An 18,605-nucleotide genomic window follows, 5' to 3' on the forward strand; every position below is an offset into this window, starting at 1 on the left:
TGAGCGGCTTTGTTTTATTAAGCGTTTTTTAGATTAAGACTTAAAAAACTGCATTGATTTAGTCAAGTCATCAGAGAGCTGACTAAGTTGCTGTGCATCTTGTAGTGTAGATTGCGCAGAGAGAAGAGTTTGATCTGCTAGGTTACTCACTTCTTGCGAATCACTTAATGCTTGTGTGGTTGCGTTAGATTGTTCTTTTACGCGAAGCGCTATTTCTTCGCCTTGGTGTTTTATATCGCCCATGCTTTGCTCTGCACTTTGTAAAACGTCGTTTGTTTGAGAAGCGGCTTTTACCGATTGTTCCATCTTCTGGACACTTGATCGCATTTTTTGCTGTGTATCATCAGAGGCTTGTTGTAGCGAGCTAATAATTTGGTGAATTTCTTGGGTTTGTGTTTGTGTACGCTGTGCAAGGGTTCTTACTTCATCAGCGACTACGGCAAAACCGCGGCCATGTTCACCAGCGCGTGCGGCTTCTATTGCTGCGTTTAGAGCTAATAAGTTAGTTTGATCGGCTATTTCGCTAATGCCTTTGCTTACTTTACTAATTTCTTGGCTGTCTTGAGCAAGTCTATTTAAAGCTTGTTGGCTTTCGGTAAACTCAACTTGTAGGTCTTGCATGTATTTTGCAAGTTCCATCGTGTTGTTAGAGCCTTGTTTTACATGTTGTGCGGCATCTTGTGCTGTTACCATTGCTAGGTTTGCCGAGTCTTCAACACTTAGCGCACTTTGCTCCATATTACTGAGTGCATCGTGAATCGCGTTTACGCGTATTTGCTGCTTTTCAACATCGTTACTTGTTTGGCTACTTGCCTGTGAAAGTGAGCTAGTAGCGCCACATAGCTCGGCAGTACTTGCCTTAACACTATCTAAAAGCACTGAAAACGCATTAAGCAGTGCGTTGTAGCGCGCAGCGATAATTCCCATCTCATCATTGGTGGTTGAATCTATTGTTGCATTTAAATTACCGCTTGCGGCTTTTTGGGCTGCATTGGCAAACTGATTTATGGTATCAACTACTGCAAAGTAAAAGCCAACCATCAGGTAAAAAGCAAATAATAAACTAAGCACTGAGGCGGCCAATACAGTATTTCGAGTCCATAATTGTGCTGTGTGTTTGCTAGCAATTAAATTCTCAAGCGTAGGAATACTTTTATTAATCAAATTGCTGATACTAGTGTGCACTGAATTGGTAAGTTGAGAAAAATCACCTTGCGTGAGTTGTATATCGTCTGGTTCGAGAAGCTTTTTATCAATTGCAGTTTTAAATGCATCAACCGCTGCATGAAGTTGTGTAAGTGCTGGGTTTAATGCTTTTTTTACCGATGAGTCAGCATCAAGGGCTACTTTTAGAGATTTATTTAATTGGCTTTCATATAACGGCAGCGATTTACTTAAATTAGAAAGTGAAATAAAAGTATCGGGAGTAAAACGATTGTTTTGTAATACTGTATTTGCGCTTTGCGCGGTTAAATTTATTTGCATTATAAGCGCAGGAATAGGGGATACTAATGAACGATTAACATAAGCGCTGGCTAGTTGGTTATCTAATGCTAAATTAGATTCAATTGAAATCAGCTCTAACACTTCGTCTGCTTGGTCATTTTTTACAGCAAAGCCTAACGAGCGTGCTACTTGTATATTCTTATCAGTCTGACCTTGCATTTGGTTGGCGAGTATTGCTCTGTAACCTTTTAAGCCTTGTTGCTGCATTTTAGAAACGTTTATGCTTTCACTTAGTAAGGATACTAAAAAAAATAAACTCAAAGCGAGCGGGAGTAATAATATACCAAACACTAAGCTAATTTTTGTTTTGTATTTTAGATTTGCCATAAGTGATATAGCAGGGGCAGCAAAGCGTCTTAATCCCGACATAGGTTTCTCTTATATTTTAAAATGAGTCTAATAAACTAGACCGTATTAAGCTTAAGTATCATTCAATTATAAGAGTTTACAAATAAAAAAAGCCCTTTCGGGCTTTTTTCAATCTTTAGTTTTAATAACACACGTTATAAACAAACTATTAACGCAGGTTATTTGAGCTATTTATAGTTTTGCAAAAGCGCGCTCAGCAGCTTCTATTGTAGCTTTAACTTCTTGCTCTGTATGCGCAGCGCACACAAAGCCTGCTTCAAATGCAGAAGGTGCTAGGTATACGCCTTCTTCAAGCATTAGGTGAAAAAAGCGCTTAAAGCGTTCTAAATCACATTCTGTTGCTTGTTGGTAAGTTGTCACTTTTTCAGCATCAGTGAAGAAAAAGCCATACATGCCGCCAGCATAGTTAGTTGTTAAAGGTATACCTGCTTTTTTAGCGCCAGCTTCAAAGCCTTCACAAATTGCTTTAGAAATTGCTTCAAGCTTATCGTGTAAGCCAGGCTCACTTAATAGCTCAAGTGATTTTAAACCTGCAGCCATTGCAATTGGGTTACCAGAAAGCGTACCTGCTTGGTAAACAGGGCCTACCGGCGCAATGTAATCCATTATTTCGGTTTTACCGCCAAATGCGCCTACAGGCATGCCGCCGCCAATGACTTTACCTAAACATGTTAAGTCAGGTTTTATGTTGTAATACGCTTGCGCGCCACCTAATGCAACACGAAAGCCCGTCATAACTTCGTCAAAAATAAGCACTGACTTATATTCATCACATACTGCGCGTAGGCCTTCTAAAAAGCCTTCAACAGGTGGAATACAGTTCATGTTACCTGCTACTGGCTCAACAATAACACAGGCAATTTCGTCTGCGTATTTTTCGAATATAGCTTTTACTTCATCAAGGTTATTAAACGATACTGTAAGCGTGTGCTTAGCAAAGTCCTCAGGAATACCAGGAGAGTTTGGTACGCCCATTGTTAAAGCACCTGAACCCGCTTTTACTAATAACGAGTCAGCATGGCCGTGGTAACAACCTTCAAATTTTAGGATTTTGTCACGATTAGTAAAACCACGCGCTAAACGAATTGCACTCATAGTGGCTTCAGTACCCGAGCTAACCATGCGTACTTTTTCGATTGACGGAACAAGCTCTTTTACTTTTTCAGCCATTAAAATTTCAGCTTCGGTAGGGGCGCCATAGCTTAAGCCGTTTTCTACAGCTTCGTGAACAGCTTGTTTTATAGCTGGGTGGTTATGACCCATGATCATAGGGCCCCACGAACCTACATAATCGATATAACGGTTACCATCGGCATCAAAAGTAAAGGCACCTTCGGCTTTAGTGATAAATAGTGGCGTGCCACCTACACCGTTAAATGCACGTACAGGTGAATTTACGCCACCAGGAATTGAAGTTTGTGCACGATTAAATAAATCTTGGCTAATTGTCATGAAAAATCCTATAAATTGTCGCTTGGTAAAAATGTTTAGCTGTCGCGTTTGCGGCTAAACCAAGGTACGTCTACTTCATATTGCTCGACTTTGTTTTCTACGCCGAGCGTTAAAGCAAACAGTGCCATACGAATTAATACGCCATTTTGTACTTGGCGGAATATTGCTAAATTGTCGTTACTATTTAAATCGTTATCAAGCTCGTTAGCTTCTAAACGGCTATCACGTGGCAGTGGGTGCATCAGTACTGAGTTTGGCTTACAGTGCGCATTATAAATAGATTGGCTTATTCTAAAACCACCACGGTATTTATTTGCTTCTTCTTGTGAAGGAAAACGCTCTTCTTGAATACGTGTTTGATAAACAATATCGGCAGCTAAATTGCCTTCCATTTTGTTTACTAGCTGTATTTTATGGCCTGCGTTTTCTACTGAGTCTAAAATGTAATCTGGCATTTGCAGGCCATCAGGTGCCACCATAGAAAACTTCACGTTTTTGTAATGGCACAATAATTTAGATAAAGAGTGCACAGTGCGGCCATATTTTAAATCGCCTACAAGGGCTATATGCATGCCATCAATATTTTGATCAAAGCGATTTAGCTCACGCTCAATGGTTAGTAGGTCGAGCAAGGCTTGAGTAGGGTGCTCGTTTGGCCCATCACCACCATTTATTACTGGTACAGTACAACCGTCTGCAAATTCGCTAACAGAGCCTGCATCTGGGTGGCGCATAGCGACAGCATCAGCGTACGCTGAAATAACACGAGCGGTGTCGTAAAGCGACTCCCCTTTTGCAAGTGCTGAGCTTTGCATGCCGGTTGTTTCGCGTACACCACCACCAAGTAAATTAAAGGCGGTGCCAAAACTTACGCGCGTACGCGTACTTGGTTCAAAAAACAAATTCGCTAAAATAGCGCCTTCAAGCACTGTTGTTTGCTTTTGCTTTTTAGCATAAGGCTCCATTTTTTTTGCTACTGCAAAAATACGTTCAATGCAGTCTCTGTCTAGTTGATTTACCGACAGTATATGCTCACCTTGGAAACTTAACATGGGGTTATTCCTAATCAATCAAAAGGGCGCGATAATCCAAAAAATGGGGCACGCAATCGCGCGTGTTATAACAAGAATTGTAAATTGCAGCGCAGTTTAACATGCACCGAAACGCTTATAAATTAGGTTTTATTACCGCAAGCGCAACAATAATTAGTAGTGCAATTACTGGCAGCTCGTTAAAAATACGATAAAAACGGTCTGTTTTAGTGTTTCTATCGTGTTTAAAGTCGCTAAGTAATTTAAAGCAGTAACCATGGTAAATATATAATATGATTACGAGAACTAGCTTATAGTGCAGCCACATACTGTATCTAAACCACTCACGGCCATATTCTACAATGGTGAGTACACCAAAAACGGCTGTTAAAATGGCAAATGGCGTTACAAAAAAGAGTAACCGGCGCTCCATTACTTTAAGCATAGAGTTACAGGCTTTTTCTTCGCTCATTGCGTGGTACACAAAAAGCCGAGGTAAGTAAAAAATACCGGCAAACCAAGCAATCATAAAAAAAATGTGTAGTGTTTTATAAATTAATAAAGCGCTCATAATGATCCTAAAGTAGGCTGTTACGAATAGTTAAAATATTATTTATTTGATCCCAGCGAAGTAACCCCATTATTTGTTGGTTATCTAACAAGTTATACACGTATAGTGCGCCGCTGCGTTTATCTTTTAAAATATCAAAGGCATCAGCAAGGGTCGATTGGCTGCTAATACCCTGTAAGCTAATGTAGTTTATATTTATGGTCTCGCCCGACATTAATGTTAAGTCGTACTCTGCAAGACGGTAGCCGTTTTCTTCATCAAATACTATTAGTGGTGTTTGGCTATCCATGGCATCTAAGGTGTTTTTTATTTGCTCTTTATCATCGGAATAAAGCAGCTTAAAGTCTTCATCCATATCATCCATTATGCCTACTTTTTGCAGAGCTTCGGTGGCAGGGGATACATGATAGGGCAACCCTTGAAAGTCTAATTGCTGTAAAAATATAGAGCGATTGCCAAACACTTGTAGCGCAGTTACATAAGCTGTGGTGATGACCAACATGGCCGGTACAATAATCTCAGGCGACGAGGTAAGCTCCATTACTGTGGTTAAAGCCGCTAATGGTGCATGCAATGTTGCAGCAAGTAACCCTGCCATGCCCAGTACGCCATATGTTCCGGCTATATCAGCACCTGGGCTTATAAACTGTGCAAAAAAGGCCATTAAAGTACCCGTTAAAACCCCAAGCCCAATTACTGGACCTATTAACCCACCGGGTATACCTAAGCCAATTGCAAATAAAGTTGCCAGTAACTTGGCAATCAAAATAGTAGTAAGTAATTGCGCGTTTTCTGGCGATTCGACCGCAATAGTAATTGCGCTCATACCTGAGCCCATAGCTTGAGGTACCGCATAAGCAATTATGCTGGCAATACAACCTGCAATCAGTAAACGCGGAAACATGCTTAAAGGTTTAAATGTTTTTATAATTAACATTAAGTTTTGATTAAAGCTGTACGCAATGGCGCCTAATGCCATGCCACATAAAATTAAATAAGGGTAATGCCAGCCACTAAGCGCAGTAATGCTAATAAGTGCTAGCTCAGAGCCTTCGCCAAATACAAACTGAGTAGCCAATGCACCAGTGAGGGCCGCCAGCATAATTGGCACAAAGATATGTACTTTATATTCGCGCAGCACCACTTCCATTACAAAAATAACGGCGGCAAGCGGGGTGTTAAATGAGGCAGCAATACCTGCAGCAACACCACAGCCGCTTAGTGTACGCATAGCGTTATGGGGTAAATGAAGTTTATCGGCTAGTATACTCGCGCCAGTAGCCCCCATATGAACTGATGGCCCTTCGCGGCCAACCGAAAAACCACTAATAAGTGCAAGCGCGCCACCAACAAATTGATTTACCGTGTTATATAAAGGCATTTGCCCGTAATGGCGTTTAATACGATGAATAACAAACGGAATACCTAATCGGTAGTGTTTAAAGCCAGTAAATGCGGCAAAAGTGGCAATAAGTAACGCGGCAATAAGCGGCATTAATACGCGTTCTAGAGTGGGTAAAGTAGTAAAGTTATCAGGAGTTTCTAAAAATAAACTTTGAAAAAACAGAATAGTTAAACGAAATAAAATAATAAAAAATGCAGCAATTAAACCAGCACTTACGCCTAACAAGCATAATTGCACAGAGGTTTTTGGTTTTGCTAATCGACGCCTGAGTTGCTCAAGCCACATGCTGTATTCTCCGCCACATTTTTTCAGCGAGCAGTTTATCAAAAGTGTTAAGCTAAGTCCTTGTGATTTTGCAATTTTAATAACTTATATTAACAAAGTATGCGATAAGTCATCTTAATTGAAAGAGCTTAGACAAAGCATGTAGCTGGCTCATGAAAATGATATAATTAAGACTTGCTTTACTATACTTGATTAAAACACTCGGGTATTAGATAATCACGCCATTGCGATATTGAGGGTTTTAAAATGTCTGAAGAATTACCAATTAAGTTCAGCGATGCAGCTGCTGTTCGTGTTAAACAGTTAATCGACGAAGAAGAAAATCCAGAGCTAAAACTGCGTGTTTACGTAACCGGTGGCGGTTGTTCTGGTTTTCAATATGGTTTTACTTTTGATGAAAAAGCAAATCCTGGCGATTTAGAAATTGTAAAAAATGGTGTAACGCTGGTTATTGACCCGATGAGTATTCAATACTTGGTTGACGGCGAAGTGGATTACACTGAAGGGTTAGAAGGCGCACGCTTTTTTGTATCTAACCCCAACGCAACAACAACCTGTGGTTGTGGCGCAAGCTTTAGCGTTTAACTTATATTACGCTTTTATATTAAAGCCGCGTTTTGCGGCTTTTTTAATGTCTAAAATTCAGTAGGACTATACTCGGTGAGTTGCATTATAAGTACAAAAAAACCGAGTACAAAAGCTGAAAATGCAAGTATATAAATAAACCCTTTTTTACCTTGTTTTACAGGTACGCCATAGTGGCGCAAAAACATAAACCATAAAAAGCACAGTACAATTGGTAACAAAAATAAGACTCTGAACATACTTCCTCTCTAGTCCCTTATTTAGGGTGAAACGTTACTTTTGACACTATTTGAGCACATACTGTTGTTTAAACATCAATACAGTAAGGCTATTAGCACGTTAATTTGTAACAAAGTGCATTTATCTTACAAATAAATTATTATAAAAAAACTTAATAATTTTGGTACGTTAACTCAAATATTCAGTATAAGTAAAGGTTAGTGTTAGTGTGAATTTATGCAAAGTATGTAATTAATTATTTAACCTAACTGTTAATAGTATATAATGTATCCAAGAGTGAGACGGGCAAAATTTCATTCTTAATAAAAACAAACCTATATCCTATTTTGCGGGTTAGCACTAAATAGATTGGTAGGTTTAATAAGTAGCAATACCTTTACTTATTTAAGTAATAGCTTGCTATTGAATAATGTACTGGGTACCTGCTTATATGCCTCCAATCATTATGTGACTACTGCTCTAACGGGTATGTCATATCATCTAGTAGGAGATGTAAAATGATGGGCAAAACTGTTTCTTCTGAAGAAAATGCAAAGCTAACTAAATGGCTTAAAACTAAGCGCCATGAAAAGGGTCATACAATGCGTAGCCTGGCACAAGTGCTAGGAACACCTCACTCGTTTATCGGCAAGATTGAAAATCAAGAACGCCGCTTAGATGTAATTGAGTTTGTACGTTACTGTAATGCACTTGAAGTTGATCCGCACGAAGCATTAGGCTTACTTAAAGCGGATTAATAATGTATTGCTTAGGGTGTTATAAGGGGCACTTGAATAGCCTAAGCAATCATCGTTAATGCAGGGATGCATTACCTATTTTGATGATAATTTTGTTCAAGCTGATACAGCTTATGCCTAATCAAATATAAAAACACCAGCGAAGGTATTACCATTAATGCCGTTAACACAAAAAATAATGCCCAATTCCCCATTAGCCAATCATCAATTACCACACCACTGTAACTAGAGAGCAACGTACGCCCTAAATTTCCAAGTGAAGCTAATAGCGCATAATGTGTTGCACTAAATGCGCGGTCGCACAACATAGATATAAACGCAACCATAGCCACTAACGACCAAGCTTGTGTAAAGCCATCAATCACAATGGCAAAGGCATACAACCCTAAATTTGGCCCTACAAGCGCTATAGCCGAAAACGCTAAATTAGAAGCCGCCATTGCAACGCCGCTAATAAATAAGCCTTTCACAATGCCGTACTTTTGATTAAATAAACTGCCTACAAAGGTAAAAGCAATGGTGAGTACGGCAGTGCCTACTTTTGAAAACGTTGCTATGTCACTATTGCTAAAGCCAATTTCTTTATAAAACACAATAGACATACGCCCTAAAAAGGCTTCGCCAATCTTAAATAAAAATATAAACGCAAGTAGCGCGAGGGCTGTTTTAACGCCATTTTTAGCAAAAAAGGTTTTAAAAGGGTCAACCACCGTAACGCCAAGCCATGCAATAACTTTAGTAAACGGGGTTTGTTTTATACTGGCGAGCTTTTCTATGTACACACGTTCAAGCTCTGCGTGTACGGCTTCTCGGTTTGATTTAGGCTCTTTGGCGAATAATACGCCGCTCATTAATAGCAACATAACAGCGGCTAAAAAGTAATACACTTGTGGCCAATCTAAAGAGGGAATATCGGCCATGTAAAATGGAATTGCCCCTAATAACGCGTAACCCGTCCACCAACCTGAAGTTGCCATTGCAGCAGCAGCGGTTGCCTTGTGAGACTCATTTTCGTTTAGGGTATCTATTCTAAAAGCATCGATTGCTATATCTTGTGTTGCTGATGCCACAGCAATTAATAAACATAATGCGGCAGCAATCGCCAAATTGGCTTTTAAATCAAGCCCAGCCAAAAGTAACGTGCCAATAAACATAAAGCTTTGGCAAAATAATATCCAGCTACGGCGCTGGCCTAAAAATTTGTATAAAAAGGGGAGTTTGGTACGGTCAATAAGCGGCGACCACAAAAAGTTAATACTGTAGGCGCCAAATACAATGCCGAATAAGCCGATCATACTGCGGCTCAAGCCTTCATCTTTTAACCAGGCCGACATAACTGAGCCAATTAACACCCACGGAAAACCGCTACTCATTCCAAATATAAAAATATTGATCAAGCGTTTATCTTTAAAATAAGAAAAGTATTCGCTAACTGAGAGGGTTTTGCTCATAGGGCCTTCATTGGCGTTGGGTGCAACTTAGTTGCACCTCAGGTATTTATAGTGGAATTTGCTCAAGTACTTTAACGTTTAGAATAACAACGGGTGTTTTAGGCACGAAATCGTAGCCAATTTTTTCATTATAGCCGGTTTCAACAGCCATAATTTTATCAAGGGTTTCGTAGCCTTCCATGACGTTGCCAAACACAGCAAATCCCCAGTCTCTGCCTGGGTTTAAATGATCGTTGTCATCCATATTAAAAAAGAATTGGCGTGTACCAGAGTGAGGCTCGCGGTCTTGATACGCCATAGCTATGCTATACATATCGTTTTTCATACCGTTGCCGCTTTCGTTAAATATAGGGTCGTTTTCGTGAAGCCCGTCAAAGTCTTTATCGTAGCCACCACCTTGAATTACAAAATCGCGGTCGTTTTCAACATCACGTTCAACACGATGAAAAACACTCCCTTGGTAGCTTTTATCCATTACGTAGGTTAAAAAGTTATTTACGGTTATTGGTGCTCTAGAGCGATCAAGTTCAACTACTATACTACCTAGTGACGTTACTATTTCTACACGCGGAAAAATATTGTCTTTTTGTACAAAACGGCCTTCTTGAGCGGCAAGTGTGCTTACACTAAACAGTAGGCCGATGCAGATTAAAAAAAATCGTTTCATTATTAACCTTCTAAAAATTCAATTAATTCAGGGTCAGATACAATGCGGGTTATAATTTGCTCCGTCAACTTATTGAGCTGACCTTCTACTTTAGCTCTTTCGTGGCTAAACGGGCCTTCTAAATTAGCACTGCCGCGATACACTTTACTAAAGTTAGTGGTTGAGCGAATAACACGCACACCAAGTTCAATCTGTGCTTCGCTGGTATGGCTCATTAATTTTTCAGTTACAACTGCTTGCAAGGCATGAATATCAAGCTCAAAACGGGTAGTCGCAAGATTAGAAATACTGGCTCCGTTACGGTTAAGTGCACTGTCTAATGCGCTTTTAACTGAAGTGACAATCCCCTGGCTGGCAAAGGTTTTAGTTTTGTCTGATTCAACAAGCTTAAGGGTGGCGCTGTCACCTCGCAAATCAATCACACTGGTACTTAAACTGCCCGATATAACACTAATTTGGCCACTTTTATAAACCGGGTTTAATATCACTTGGTTTGGCTGGTTGCTACATGCGCTAAATACCAGCATTGAGCAACACGCTAAAATAATTTTAGTTAATTTCATTTAAAGCATCCCACTGTTTTTAGTTGCGCTTAGCACTACAAATTTTTTGTTCGAACCTAATAACTTACAGTTACCAAACATACGGTTTAATTTATCGTGATAATCTAAATGACGGTTACCTATTATTCTAAGTTCGCCGCCTTCTTTGAGTGTGTCTTTAGCTTGTTTAAACATTTGCCATGCAATATGGTCAGTTACTGCTTGAGCTTGGTGAAATGGCGGGTTACACAGCACCATATCAACACTTTCTCTATCAAAACCTGTTAAACAGTCATTTTCAATGAATTGGCAATCATCAAATCTGTCAGCTTGGTTAAGCTCTACATTTAAACGCGCAGACTCAACAGCCATATAAGACTCATCAACAAACGTAACCGATGCGTTAGGGCAACGTGATAGCGTCATTAAACCCACCACGCCGTTACCACACCCTAAATCAATAATGCTTTTTGCTTTTGGAGTTTGCGGTAAGTAATTAAAAAAGAAGCGCGCACCTATATCTAAAGAATCACGCGAAAACACATTGGCATGATTGGTAATATTAAATTCAGTGCCTTCAAGTTCCCAACTTACAGGGAAGTTAGCTTCTTTATAACCGCCTTTGGCTGTGCTTAAAATTAGGCGTGACTTTTTAACAGCTAAACTTGTTTTGGTTTCACCAATAAATTGCTCAAACGCTTTTATGGTCGAATTATGAATTTCTTTAGTTTTACCTGCGGCAATAACCGGTGTACCAGGTGCGAGTACTTCGCTTAGCTCACTAAGCTGAAACTGTAAAAAGCCAACATTACGCGGTATTTTTACTAGTACTAAATCAACGTTTTCTGGCAAGGCCGATAAGCTATCTAGCTGTGTAAATTGCGCAGTTGATAGTTTATTTTCTTTTAAGTTGTAGGCCGCAGCTTGGTGGCTAATATAAGAATCGTTAACTGAACAAACCGTTAATTCACTGAAATAACAGGCAAGGGCACCAAAGCTGTCGTTTAAAATTAGCAAAGAGCGACAATCAGGATGATGTTCGTTAACATAATTGATAAGGTACTCATCGGCCGAATCCCACGCTTGTAAACTGCGGTTTTTTTGATCCAAAGGGAAACGTTCAAGAGTAAATGTTTTATCGCCTAGCTGGGCTTGCGTCGTCATAATGGTTTGTTGATCAGTAATCTAATGTAGGTAAATTCTAACATGCAACGGCAAAACGCCAACCCCCAACAGTTACCAAACGGCTTTTCTTATCAAAGTAGGGCGCTTAGTGCGCAAAAAAGCCTCGATTTGTTTTATTATTTACAAAGAAACCTTAACTGGCAGCAACCCGATGTGACTGTTTATGGCAAAACAGGCCCAATTCCGCGTTTGCAGTGCTTTATAAGTGACTTAAATATTGAGTATGGCTACTCGCATAGTAAACAAATAGTAGAACCGTGGGATGATGTGCTTTTAGCTATGCGAAAACGTTTAGAGCGACATTTAAACAAGCCGCTTAATTCGTTATTAGTTAATTATTACCGTGATGGTAACGACACCATGGGCTGGCATAGCGATGACGAAATAGAACTTGGCCCAGAGCCTACTATTGTGTGCATATCGCTTGGTGCAGAGCGAGTATTAAAATTAAAACAAAAAGCCACAAACAAAGTAACCGATTTAAAATTACAAAGTGGTAGTTGCTTAGTAATGAGTGGTCATAGTCAGCGCGACTATCAACACGCAATACCAAAGCAAACAACCCTTGCGCACCCACGCATTAGCTTAACTTACCGATTTATTGAACACATTAAGCAAAAGCAATTTAGTTAGCGAAGTTAACTTGTTATAGTAAGGCCATAAATTAATTAGCAAATATGGTGTTTTAATGTCAATGCAACAACAAATTCAAGACAAGCTTAGTAGTGCGATTGCCTGCAAGCATTTAAACGTGATTAACGAAAGCCATATGCATAGCGCTGGTACTGAGTCGCATTTTAAAGTGATTGTAGTGAGTGAGGAGTTTTCTGGTAAGCGTTTGCTGCAGCGCCATCGTCAAATTAACGAAGTATTAAAAGATGAATTAGCAAATCATATACATGCACTAGCTATTCATACTTACACGCCTGATGAATTTACAGAACAAGGCGGCGAAGCGCCAGATTCACCTGATTGCCTAGGCGGCTCAAAGCTTAATTAATATAAATAGGGGTATTTGATCGGTGTTTAACTGATCAGATCAGTGTTTTTAGTATTAGCCTTTAAACTAGCGCTAATTTTTATTGCAAAAGATATAGGATGATCAATGGTCATTAAGCCTAAAATTCGTGGATTTATTTGTACTAACGCACACCCAGTAGGCTGTGCTGAGCATGTTCAAGAGCAAATTAACTATGTAAAAGAACAAGGCGAGCTAAAAGATGCGCCTAAAAATGTATTAGTAATTGGTGCTTCAACAGGCTACGGCTTGGCTTCTCGTATTACGGCTGCATTTGGTGGCGGTGCTAAAACATTAGGTATTTTCTTTGAAAAAGAGGGTACTGAACGCAAAACGGGTTCAGCAGGTTGGTACAACACGGCAGCATTTCAAAATGCAGCTGATGAAGCAGGGCTTTGGTCAAAAAATATTAATGGCGATGCGTTCTCTAACGAAATTAAGCAAAAAGCCATTGAAACAATTAAAGCCGACCTAGGTAAAGTTGATTGTATTATATATAGCCTAGCGTCACCTCGTCGTACTGATCCAAATACAGGCGAAGTATACTCATCAACACTTAAACCAATTGGCAACGCCGTTACAACTAAAAACTTAAATACGTCAAAGCGCGAAATTGACGAAGTTACAGTAGAAGCAGCTAACCAAGACGACATAGATAACACCATTAAAGTAATGGGCGGTGAAGATTGGGAAATGTGGATTGATGCTTTAAAAGAAGCCGATGTACTTGCCGAGAACTTTAAAACGACTGCTTATACTTATATTGGTAAAGAGTTAACGTGGCCAATCTACGGGCATGCAACTATTGGTAAAGCAAAAGAAGATTTAGACCGCGCAACGGCTGCAATTAAAGCGTCAACAAGTGATTTAAATGGCCAAGCTTATGTTTCGTCACTTAACGCTGTAGTAACGCAAGCAAGCTCTGCTATTCCGATTATGCCATTATATATCTCTGCTTTATTTAAAGTAATGAAAGCCGATGGCACATACGAAGGCACCATTGAGCAAATTCATGCTTTATTTAGCGAAAACCTTTACGGCGAAACACCGCGTTTTGATGAAGGCGGCCACTTATTCCAAAACTACAAAGAACTAGAGGACGATGTACAAGCGCGTGTTCAAGCAGTATGGGATAAGGTTGATACAAGCTCTATTGATGAGCTTACTGATTACGTAGGCTACCATAATGAATTTTTACGCCTATTTGGTTTTGGTATTGACGGTGTTGATTACAGTCAAGACGTAGATGCAGTTAAACCGATTGCTAATATGATTGATTAATTATATTCAGTATTAAAAAAGTCGCTTATGCGGCTTTTTTGCTTTAAGGAATTTAAATATTGACGGGTAGATAGGTGCTTAGGCTACCACTTTGGTCTACCTTGATTTTTATTTAAAACACTTAACAAAACTAAATAAGCGTTTCTGTCGTATAATTTTCATAAATACACTCGCATAGTCGTACATAATGATGTTAAAATCGAAGCAATATGTGAGGAGTTTTACTGCGTTGCTTGTTTGATATTCCTAGCAAGTTGTTCTTTTGTACCTTGATATAACTTGGATAACTCAAATGGCGACGTGGTTGATACGATTTTTCAGTTTCTTTCCGTTAATTAATGCAAGTGCGTATGATCAACATAAAAAAAGGTCTGGATTTACCCATAGAGGGCGCGCCTCAGCAAGTTATTCATGATGGTTCTGCCATCAAACGTGTAGCTGTGCTAGGTGAAGAGTTTATCGGTATGCGTCCAACCATGCATGTTCGTGTGGATGACCAAGTCAAAAAAGGCCAGGTACTTTTTGAAGACAAAAAGAACCCAGGCGTCCTATTTACTGCACCAGCTTCTGGTACAGTAAAAGAAATTAATCGTGGTGCTAAACGTGTGCTGCAATCTGTTGTTATTGAAGTAAACGGCAGTGAGCAAATCACCTTTGACTCTTTCAGTGCAGATGAGCTTGCTAGCTTATCGCGTGATAAAGCCAAAGAAGTACTTGTTCAGTCTGGTCAATGGACAGCACTTCGTGCTCGCCCATTTAGCAAAATAGCTGCTTTGGATGCAAATCCTAGCTCTATTTTTGTAACCGCTACCGACACTAATCCTCTTGCTGCAGATCCTGCGGTAATTATTGGCGAAAATGCAGCTGCATTTGAAGCCGGTTTAGCTGTTGTTTCGCGTTTGACCGATGGCAAAGTATTTGTATGTAAGCAAGCTGGCAGCCAAGTTCCTAGCTCATCTATTGCTCAAGTAGAAGTACATGAGTTTGGTGGTGTGCATCCAGCAGGCTTAGTTGGTACTCATATTCATCACCTTGATGCTGTATCTGTTAGCAAACAAGTTTGGCATATTGGTTACCAAGACGTTATTGCGTATGGTCACTTATTCCTTACTGGTGAAATCAACACAGACCGTGTTATTTCGCTTGCAGGTCCTCGCGTTAAAAACCCACGTTTAGTGAAAACACAACTAGGTGCTTCATTAGATGAATTAGTAGCAGGCGAATTAGAAGACGGTGATAACCGTGTTATTTCTGGTTCTGTATTATCTGGTGCTATTTCTTCAGGTCCTCATGCATTCTTAGGTCGTTACCACGTTCAAGTATCTGTTTTACTTGAAGGTCGCGAAAAAGAACTGTTTGGTTGGATTGCACCAGGTAGTGATAAATTCTCTGTAACGCGTACATTCCTTTCTCACCTTGCACCAAGTCGTTTATTTAAAATGACAACGTCTACAGGTGGTTCAAAACGTGCAATGGTACCAATTGGTAGCTACGAGCGCGTAATGCCGTTAGATATTTTGCCTACGCTATTATTACGTGACTTAATTTCACGTGATTTAGACAGTGCAATTTCATTAGGCGCGCTTGAACTTGATGAAGAAGATTTAGCGTTATGTACCTTCGTTTGTCCGGGCAAATACGAGTATGGTTCTATCCTGCGCGATTGCTTAACAACGATCGAGAAGGAAGGCTAAGATGGGTTTAAAGAAATTTTTAGAAGACATTGAGCCGCATTTTGAACCAGGTGGTAAACACGAAAAATGGTACGCCCTGTATGAAGCAGCCGCGACTATTTTTTACACACCAGGTTACGTAAATAAAGGCGCAACTCACGTTCGCGATAACATCGACCTAAAACGCATGATGATTTTAGTGTGGATGGCGACGTTCCCAGCTATGTTTTTTGGTATGTTCAACATTGGTCATCAGGCCGCAGGTGCTTTAGCACAAGGTTTTGAGCTAGCAAACTCTTGGCAGGTTGATTTGTTCCAGTTAGTCGGCGGTGAATTAACTGCTGAGTCGGGCTGGGGCGCTAAAATGTTCTACGGGGCATGTTTCTTCTTACCAATTTACGCTGTTACGTTTGCAGTAGGTGGATTTTGGGAAGTGTTATTTGCTTCTGTGCGTAAGCATGAAGTTAACGAAGGTTTCTTCGTAACCTCTGTTTTATTTGCACTAATACTGCCTGCAACAATTCCTTTATGGCAAGTTGCGCTAGGTATTACATTTGGTGTTGTAATCGCTAAAGAAATCTTTGGTGGTACAGGCCGTAACTTCTTAAACCCTGCATTAGCGGGCCGTGCGTTTTTATTCTTCGCATACCCTGCACAAATTTCAGGTGACACAGTATGGACAGCAGTAGATTCGTTCTCTGGTGCAACTATGCTAGGTCAAGCGTTTGTAGGCACTCTTGATTACAGCAACATGGAGCTATGGTGGAATGCGTTTTACGGTTTCATTCAAGGTTCGGTAGGTGAAACATCTACTCTTGCTGTGCTTATTGGTGGCTTATTCTTAATTTACGTTCGCATCGCTTCTTGGCGCATCGTGCTAGGTGTATTCCTAGGTATGGTAGCAACAGCATTCTTATTAAACGCTGTTGGCTCTGAGAACAACCCTGTATTTGCAATGCCTTGGCATTGGCATTTAGTACTAGGTGGTTTTGCGTTTGGTATGTTCTTTATGGCTACTGACCCTGTATCAGCTGCATTTACCAATAAAGGTAAGTTCGTATACGGCGCGCTTATTGGCTTTATGGTAGTAATGATCCGTGTTGTAAACCCTGCTTTCCCAGAAGGCATGATGCTAGCAATCTTATTTGCTAACTTGTTTGCTCCATTGTTCGATCACTTTGTAGTGCAAGCTAATATCAAGCGGAGGTTGGCACGTAATGTCTAGTAATAACGAATCAATCGGCAAAACGTTAACGGTTGTTGTAGCACTATGTTTAGTGTGTGCAATTATTGTATCGTTTGCTTCTGTACAGCTTCGTCCTTTACAGCAAGCTAATAAAAACAAAGATATTCAAAGCAATATCTTAGCTGCTGCGGGCATCGATAAAGTTGAAAATGTGTTAGAAACATTTGACGCTAGAATCGAAGCACGTGTGGTAAACATGACTACGGGTGAGTTTGTAGATACAGACCCAACAATCTTCGATTTTGAAAAAAGCAAATATGATGCTGAATTAAGCGTTTCTCTTAAAGAGAAAGGTGTAACAGACATTGCTGGTATTCAACGTGTGACTAAAGAGTCGCCGGTGTATATCTCTAAAAAAGAAGATGGTTCAGTTGATGCAATCATTCTTCCTATCCAAGGCTACGGCTTATGGGGCTTAATGTATGGTTTTATCTCGCTTGAAAGCGATGGTGAAACTGTTAAAGGTATTATCTTTTACAAGCATAATGAAACTCCTGGTCTTGGCGGCGAAATTCAAAACCCACAGTGGACTGCAACATGGGAAGGCAAAGAACTGCCAATTCAAATTGTTAAAGGTACTGCAGGCGGTGATGAGCATAAGATCGATGGTCTTTCAGGTGCTACATTAACGTCTAACGGTGTTGACAATGCAGTTGACTTTTGGACTGGTGAAAATGGCTTTGGCCCTTTCCTTGCAAAAGTACGTAAAGGAGCATTGAAATAATGGCTGATACTAAAGAAATGAAGGCGGTCCTATTTGGTCCGGTTTTAGCTAACAACCCAATCGCACTTCAAGTACTTGGTATTTGTTCTGCGTTAGCGGTAACGTCTAGCTTAAAAAATGCGTTAATCATGTCAATCGCATTGACATTAGTAACTGCATTTTCGAGCTTCTTTATCTCGCTTATTCGTAACCAGATCCCATCATCTGTACGTATCATCGTACAAATGACAATTATTGCATCATTGGTAATCGTTGTTGACCAAGTATTACAAGCATTCTCTTACGCTACTGCAAAAGAGCTTTCTGTATTCGTTGGTCTAATTATTACTAACTGTATTGTAATGGGTCGTGCTGAAGCTTACGCAATGAAGTCGCCACCACTTATGTCATTTTTAGATGGTATTGGTAATGGTCTAGGCTACTCAGTGGTATTACTTACTGTTGGTTTTATTCGTGAACTATTCGGTAAGGGAACACTATTCGGTGTTGATATTATCCCATTAGTACAAGATGGTGGTTGGTATCAGCCTATGGGTCTATTGATTTTACCACCGAGTGCATTCTTCATCATTGGTTTATTCATATGGGTACTTCGTACTTATAAGAAAGACCAAGTAGAAGCTAAAGCGTAAGGGGC

19 protein-coding genes are annotated in these 18,605 nt (G+C 40.0%); 9 read left to right on the forward strand and 10 right to left on the reverse strand.

Annotated features, from left to right (window positions below):
• Window positions 1-33: 33 nt before the first annotated feature.
• The 5 genes from PESP_RS04590 to PESP_RS04610 form a co-directional block, all read right to left on the reverse strand.
• Window positions 34-1,875: a methyl-accepting chemotaxis protein gene (locus tag PESP_RS04590; RefSeq protein ID WP_089346976.1), complete on the reverse strand. Its 1,842-nt coding sequence runs from the start codon at window positions 1,873-1,875 to the stop codon at window positions 34-36.
• Window positions 1,876-2,046: 171 nt separating this feature from the next.
• Window positions 2,047-3,327, reverse strand: a complete 1,281-nt coding sequence (gene hemL, locus PESP_RS04595; protein WP_089346977.1) for a glutamate-1-semialdehyde 2,1-aminomutase — start codon at window positions 3,325-3,327, stop codon at window positions 2,047-2,049.
• Window positions 3,328-3,362: 35 nt separating this feature from the next.
• Complete coding sequence (locus tag PESP_RS04600) at window positions 3,363-4,379, reverse strand: aspartate carbamoyltransferase (RefSeq protein ID WP_089346978.1); 1,017 nt, start codon at window positions 4,377-4,379, stop codon at window positions 3,363-3,365.
• 115 nt (window positions 4,380-4,494) lie between these two features.
• Complete coding sequence (locus tag PESP_RS04605) at window positions 4,495-4,929, reverse strand: CopD family protein (RefSeq protein WP_058547254.1); 435 nt, start codon at window positions 4,927-4,929, stop codon at window positions 4,495-4,497.
• 7 nt (window positions 4,930-4,936) lie between these two features.
• Window positions 4,937-6,619: a chloride channel protein gene (locus PESP_RS04610; RefSeq protein ID WP_089346979.1), complete on the reverse strand. Its 1,683-nt coding sequence runs from the start codon at window positions 6,617-6,619 to the stop codon at window positions 4,937-4,939.
• A 246-nt stretch (window positions 6,620-6,865) separates the two neighbouring features.
• Between PESP_RS04610 and erpA the strand changes: the two genes are divergently transcribed.
• Entirely contained in the window at window positions 6,866-7,204 is a 339-nt protein-coding gene (gene erpA / locus PESP_RS04615; RefSeq protein ID WP_008169708.1) for an iron-sulfur cluster insertion protein ErpA, read from the forward strand.
• 50 nt (window positions 7,205-7,254) lie between these two features.
• Here erpA and PESP_RS20560 read toward each other — a convergent pair whose 3' ends face one another.
• Entirely contained in the window at window positions 7,255-7,443 is a 189-nt protein-coding gene (locus tag PESP_RS20560; RefSeq protein ID WP_089346980.1) for a hypothetical protein, read from the reverse strand.
• Window positions 7,444-7,941: 498 nt separating this feature from the next.
• Between PESP_RS20560 and PESP_RS04625 the strand changes: the two genes are divergently transcribed.
• Window positions 7,942-8,181, forward strand: a complete 240-nt coding sequence (locus tag PESP_RS04625; protein ID WP_089346981.1) for a helix-turn-helix domain-containing protein — start codon at window positions 7,942-7,944, stop codon at window positions 8,179-8,181.
• A 71-nt stretch (window positions 8,182-8,252) separates the two neighbouring features.
• Here PESP_RS04625 and PESP_RS04630 read toward each other — a convergent pair whose 3' ends face one another.
• Genes PESP_RS04630 through PESP_RS04645 form a run of 4 tightly spaced genes read right to left on the reverse strand, consistent with a single transcriptional unit; the run spans window position 8,253 to window position 12,005 of the window.
• Window positions 8,253-9,632, reverse strand: a complete 1,380-nt coding sequence (locus tag PESP_RS04630; RefSeq protein ID WP_089346982.1) for an AmpG family muropeptide MFS transporter — start codon at window positions 9,630-9,632, stop codon at window positions 8,253-8,255.
• A 46-nt stretch (window positions 9,633-9,678) separates the two neighbouring features.
• Window positions 9,679-10,299 (reverse strand): peptidylprolyl isomerase, encoded by a 621-nt coding sequence (locus tag PESP_RS04635; protein WP_089346983.1) that lies wholly within the window; start codon window positions 10,297-10,299, stop codon window positions 9,679-9,681.
• Between the two features lie 2 nt (window positions 10,300-10,301).
• A complete protein-coding gene (locus PESP_RS04640; protein ID WP_089346984.1) occupies window positions 10,302-10,862 on the reverse strand; it encodes a YajG family lipoprotein in 561 nt (186 codons plus the stop codon).
• Window positions 10,863-12,005: a methyltransferase gene (locus PESP_RS04645; RefSeq protein WP_089346985.1), complete on the reverse strand. Its 1,143-nt coding sequence runs from the start codon at window positions 12,003-12,005 to the stop codon at window positions 10,863-10,865.
• Window positions 12,006-12,047: 42 nt separating this feature from the next.
• Between PESP_RS04645 and PESP_RS04650 the strand changes: the two genes are divergently transcribed.
• The 7 genes from PESP_RS04650 to PESP_RS04680 all read left to right on the forward strand — a co-directional run bounded on the left by PESP_RS04650 (window position 12,048) and on the right by PESP_RS04680 (window position 18,600).
• Window positions 12,048-12,659 carry an alpha-ketoglutarate-dependent dioxygenase AlkB family protein gene (locus tag PESP_RS04650; protein WP_089346986.1) on the forward strand — a complete coding sequence of 204 codons (612 nt, stop codon included), beginning with the start codon at window positions 12,048-12,050 and terminating at the stop codon, window positions 12,657-12,659.
• Between the two features lie 55 nt (window positions 12,660-12,714).
• Window positions 12,715-13,026, forward strand: a complete 312-nt coding sequence (locus PESP_RS04655; protein ID WP_089346987.1) for a BolA family protein — start codon at window positions 12,715-12,717, stop codon at window positions 13,024-13,026.
• Window positions 13,027-13,131: 105 nt separating this feature from the next.
• Window positions 13,132-14,325, forward strand: a complete 1,194-nt coding sequence (gene fabV, locus PESP_RS04660; RefSeq protein ID WP_089346988.1) for an enoyl-ACP reductase FabV — start codon at window positions 13,132-13,134, stop codon at window positions 14,323-14,325.
• Window positions 14,326-14,675: 350 nt separating this feature from the next.
• Window positions 14,676-16,019 carry a Na(+)-translocating NADH-quinone reductase subunit A gene (locus PESP_RS04665; RefSeq protein ID WP_089346989.1) on the forward strand — a complete coding sequence of 448 codons (1,344 nt, stop codon included), beginning with the start codon at window positions 14,676-14,678 and terminating at the stop codon, window positions 16,017-16,019.
• A 1-nt stretch (window position 16,020) separates the two neighbouring features.
• On the forward strand, window positions 16,021-17,223 hold the full coding sequence (locus PESP_RS04670) for an NADH:ubiquinone reductase (Na(+)-transporting) subunit B (protein WP_089346990.1): 1,203 nt from the start codon (window positions 16,021-16,023) through the stop codon (window positions 17,221-17,223).
• The gene (locus PESP_RS04675) at window positions 17,216-17,968 is read left to right on the forward strand and encodes a Na(+)-translocating NADH-quinone reductase subunit C (RefSeq protein ID WP_089346991.1); all 753 of its coding nucleotides are present in this window, start codon (window positions 17,216-17,218) and stop codon (window positions 17,966-17,968) included. Before PESP_RS04670 ends, PESP_RS04675 begins: the two co-directional genes overlap by 8 nt.
• Window positions 17,968-18,600: an NADH:ubiquinone reductase (Na(+)-transporting) subunit D gene (locus PESP_RS04680; RefSeq protein ID WP_089346992.1), complete on the forward strand. Its 633-nt coding sequence runs from the start codon at window positions 17,968-17,970 to the stop codon at window positions 18,598-18,600. The genes PESP_RS04675 and PESP_RS04680 overlap by 1 nt, the downstream gene beginning before the upstream one ends.
• Window positions 18,601-18,605 lie beyond the last annotated feature (5 nt).

Origin of the sequence: Pseudoalteromonas espejiana DSM 9414 (assembly GCF_002221525.1) — a bacterium.
GTDB classification, from domain to species: domain Bacteria; phylum Pseudomonadota; class Gammaproteobacteria; order Enterobacterales; family Alteromonadaceae; genus Pseudoalteromonas; species Pseudoalteromonas espejiana.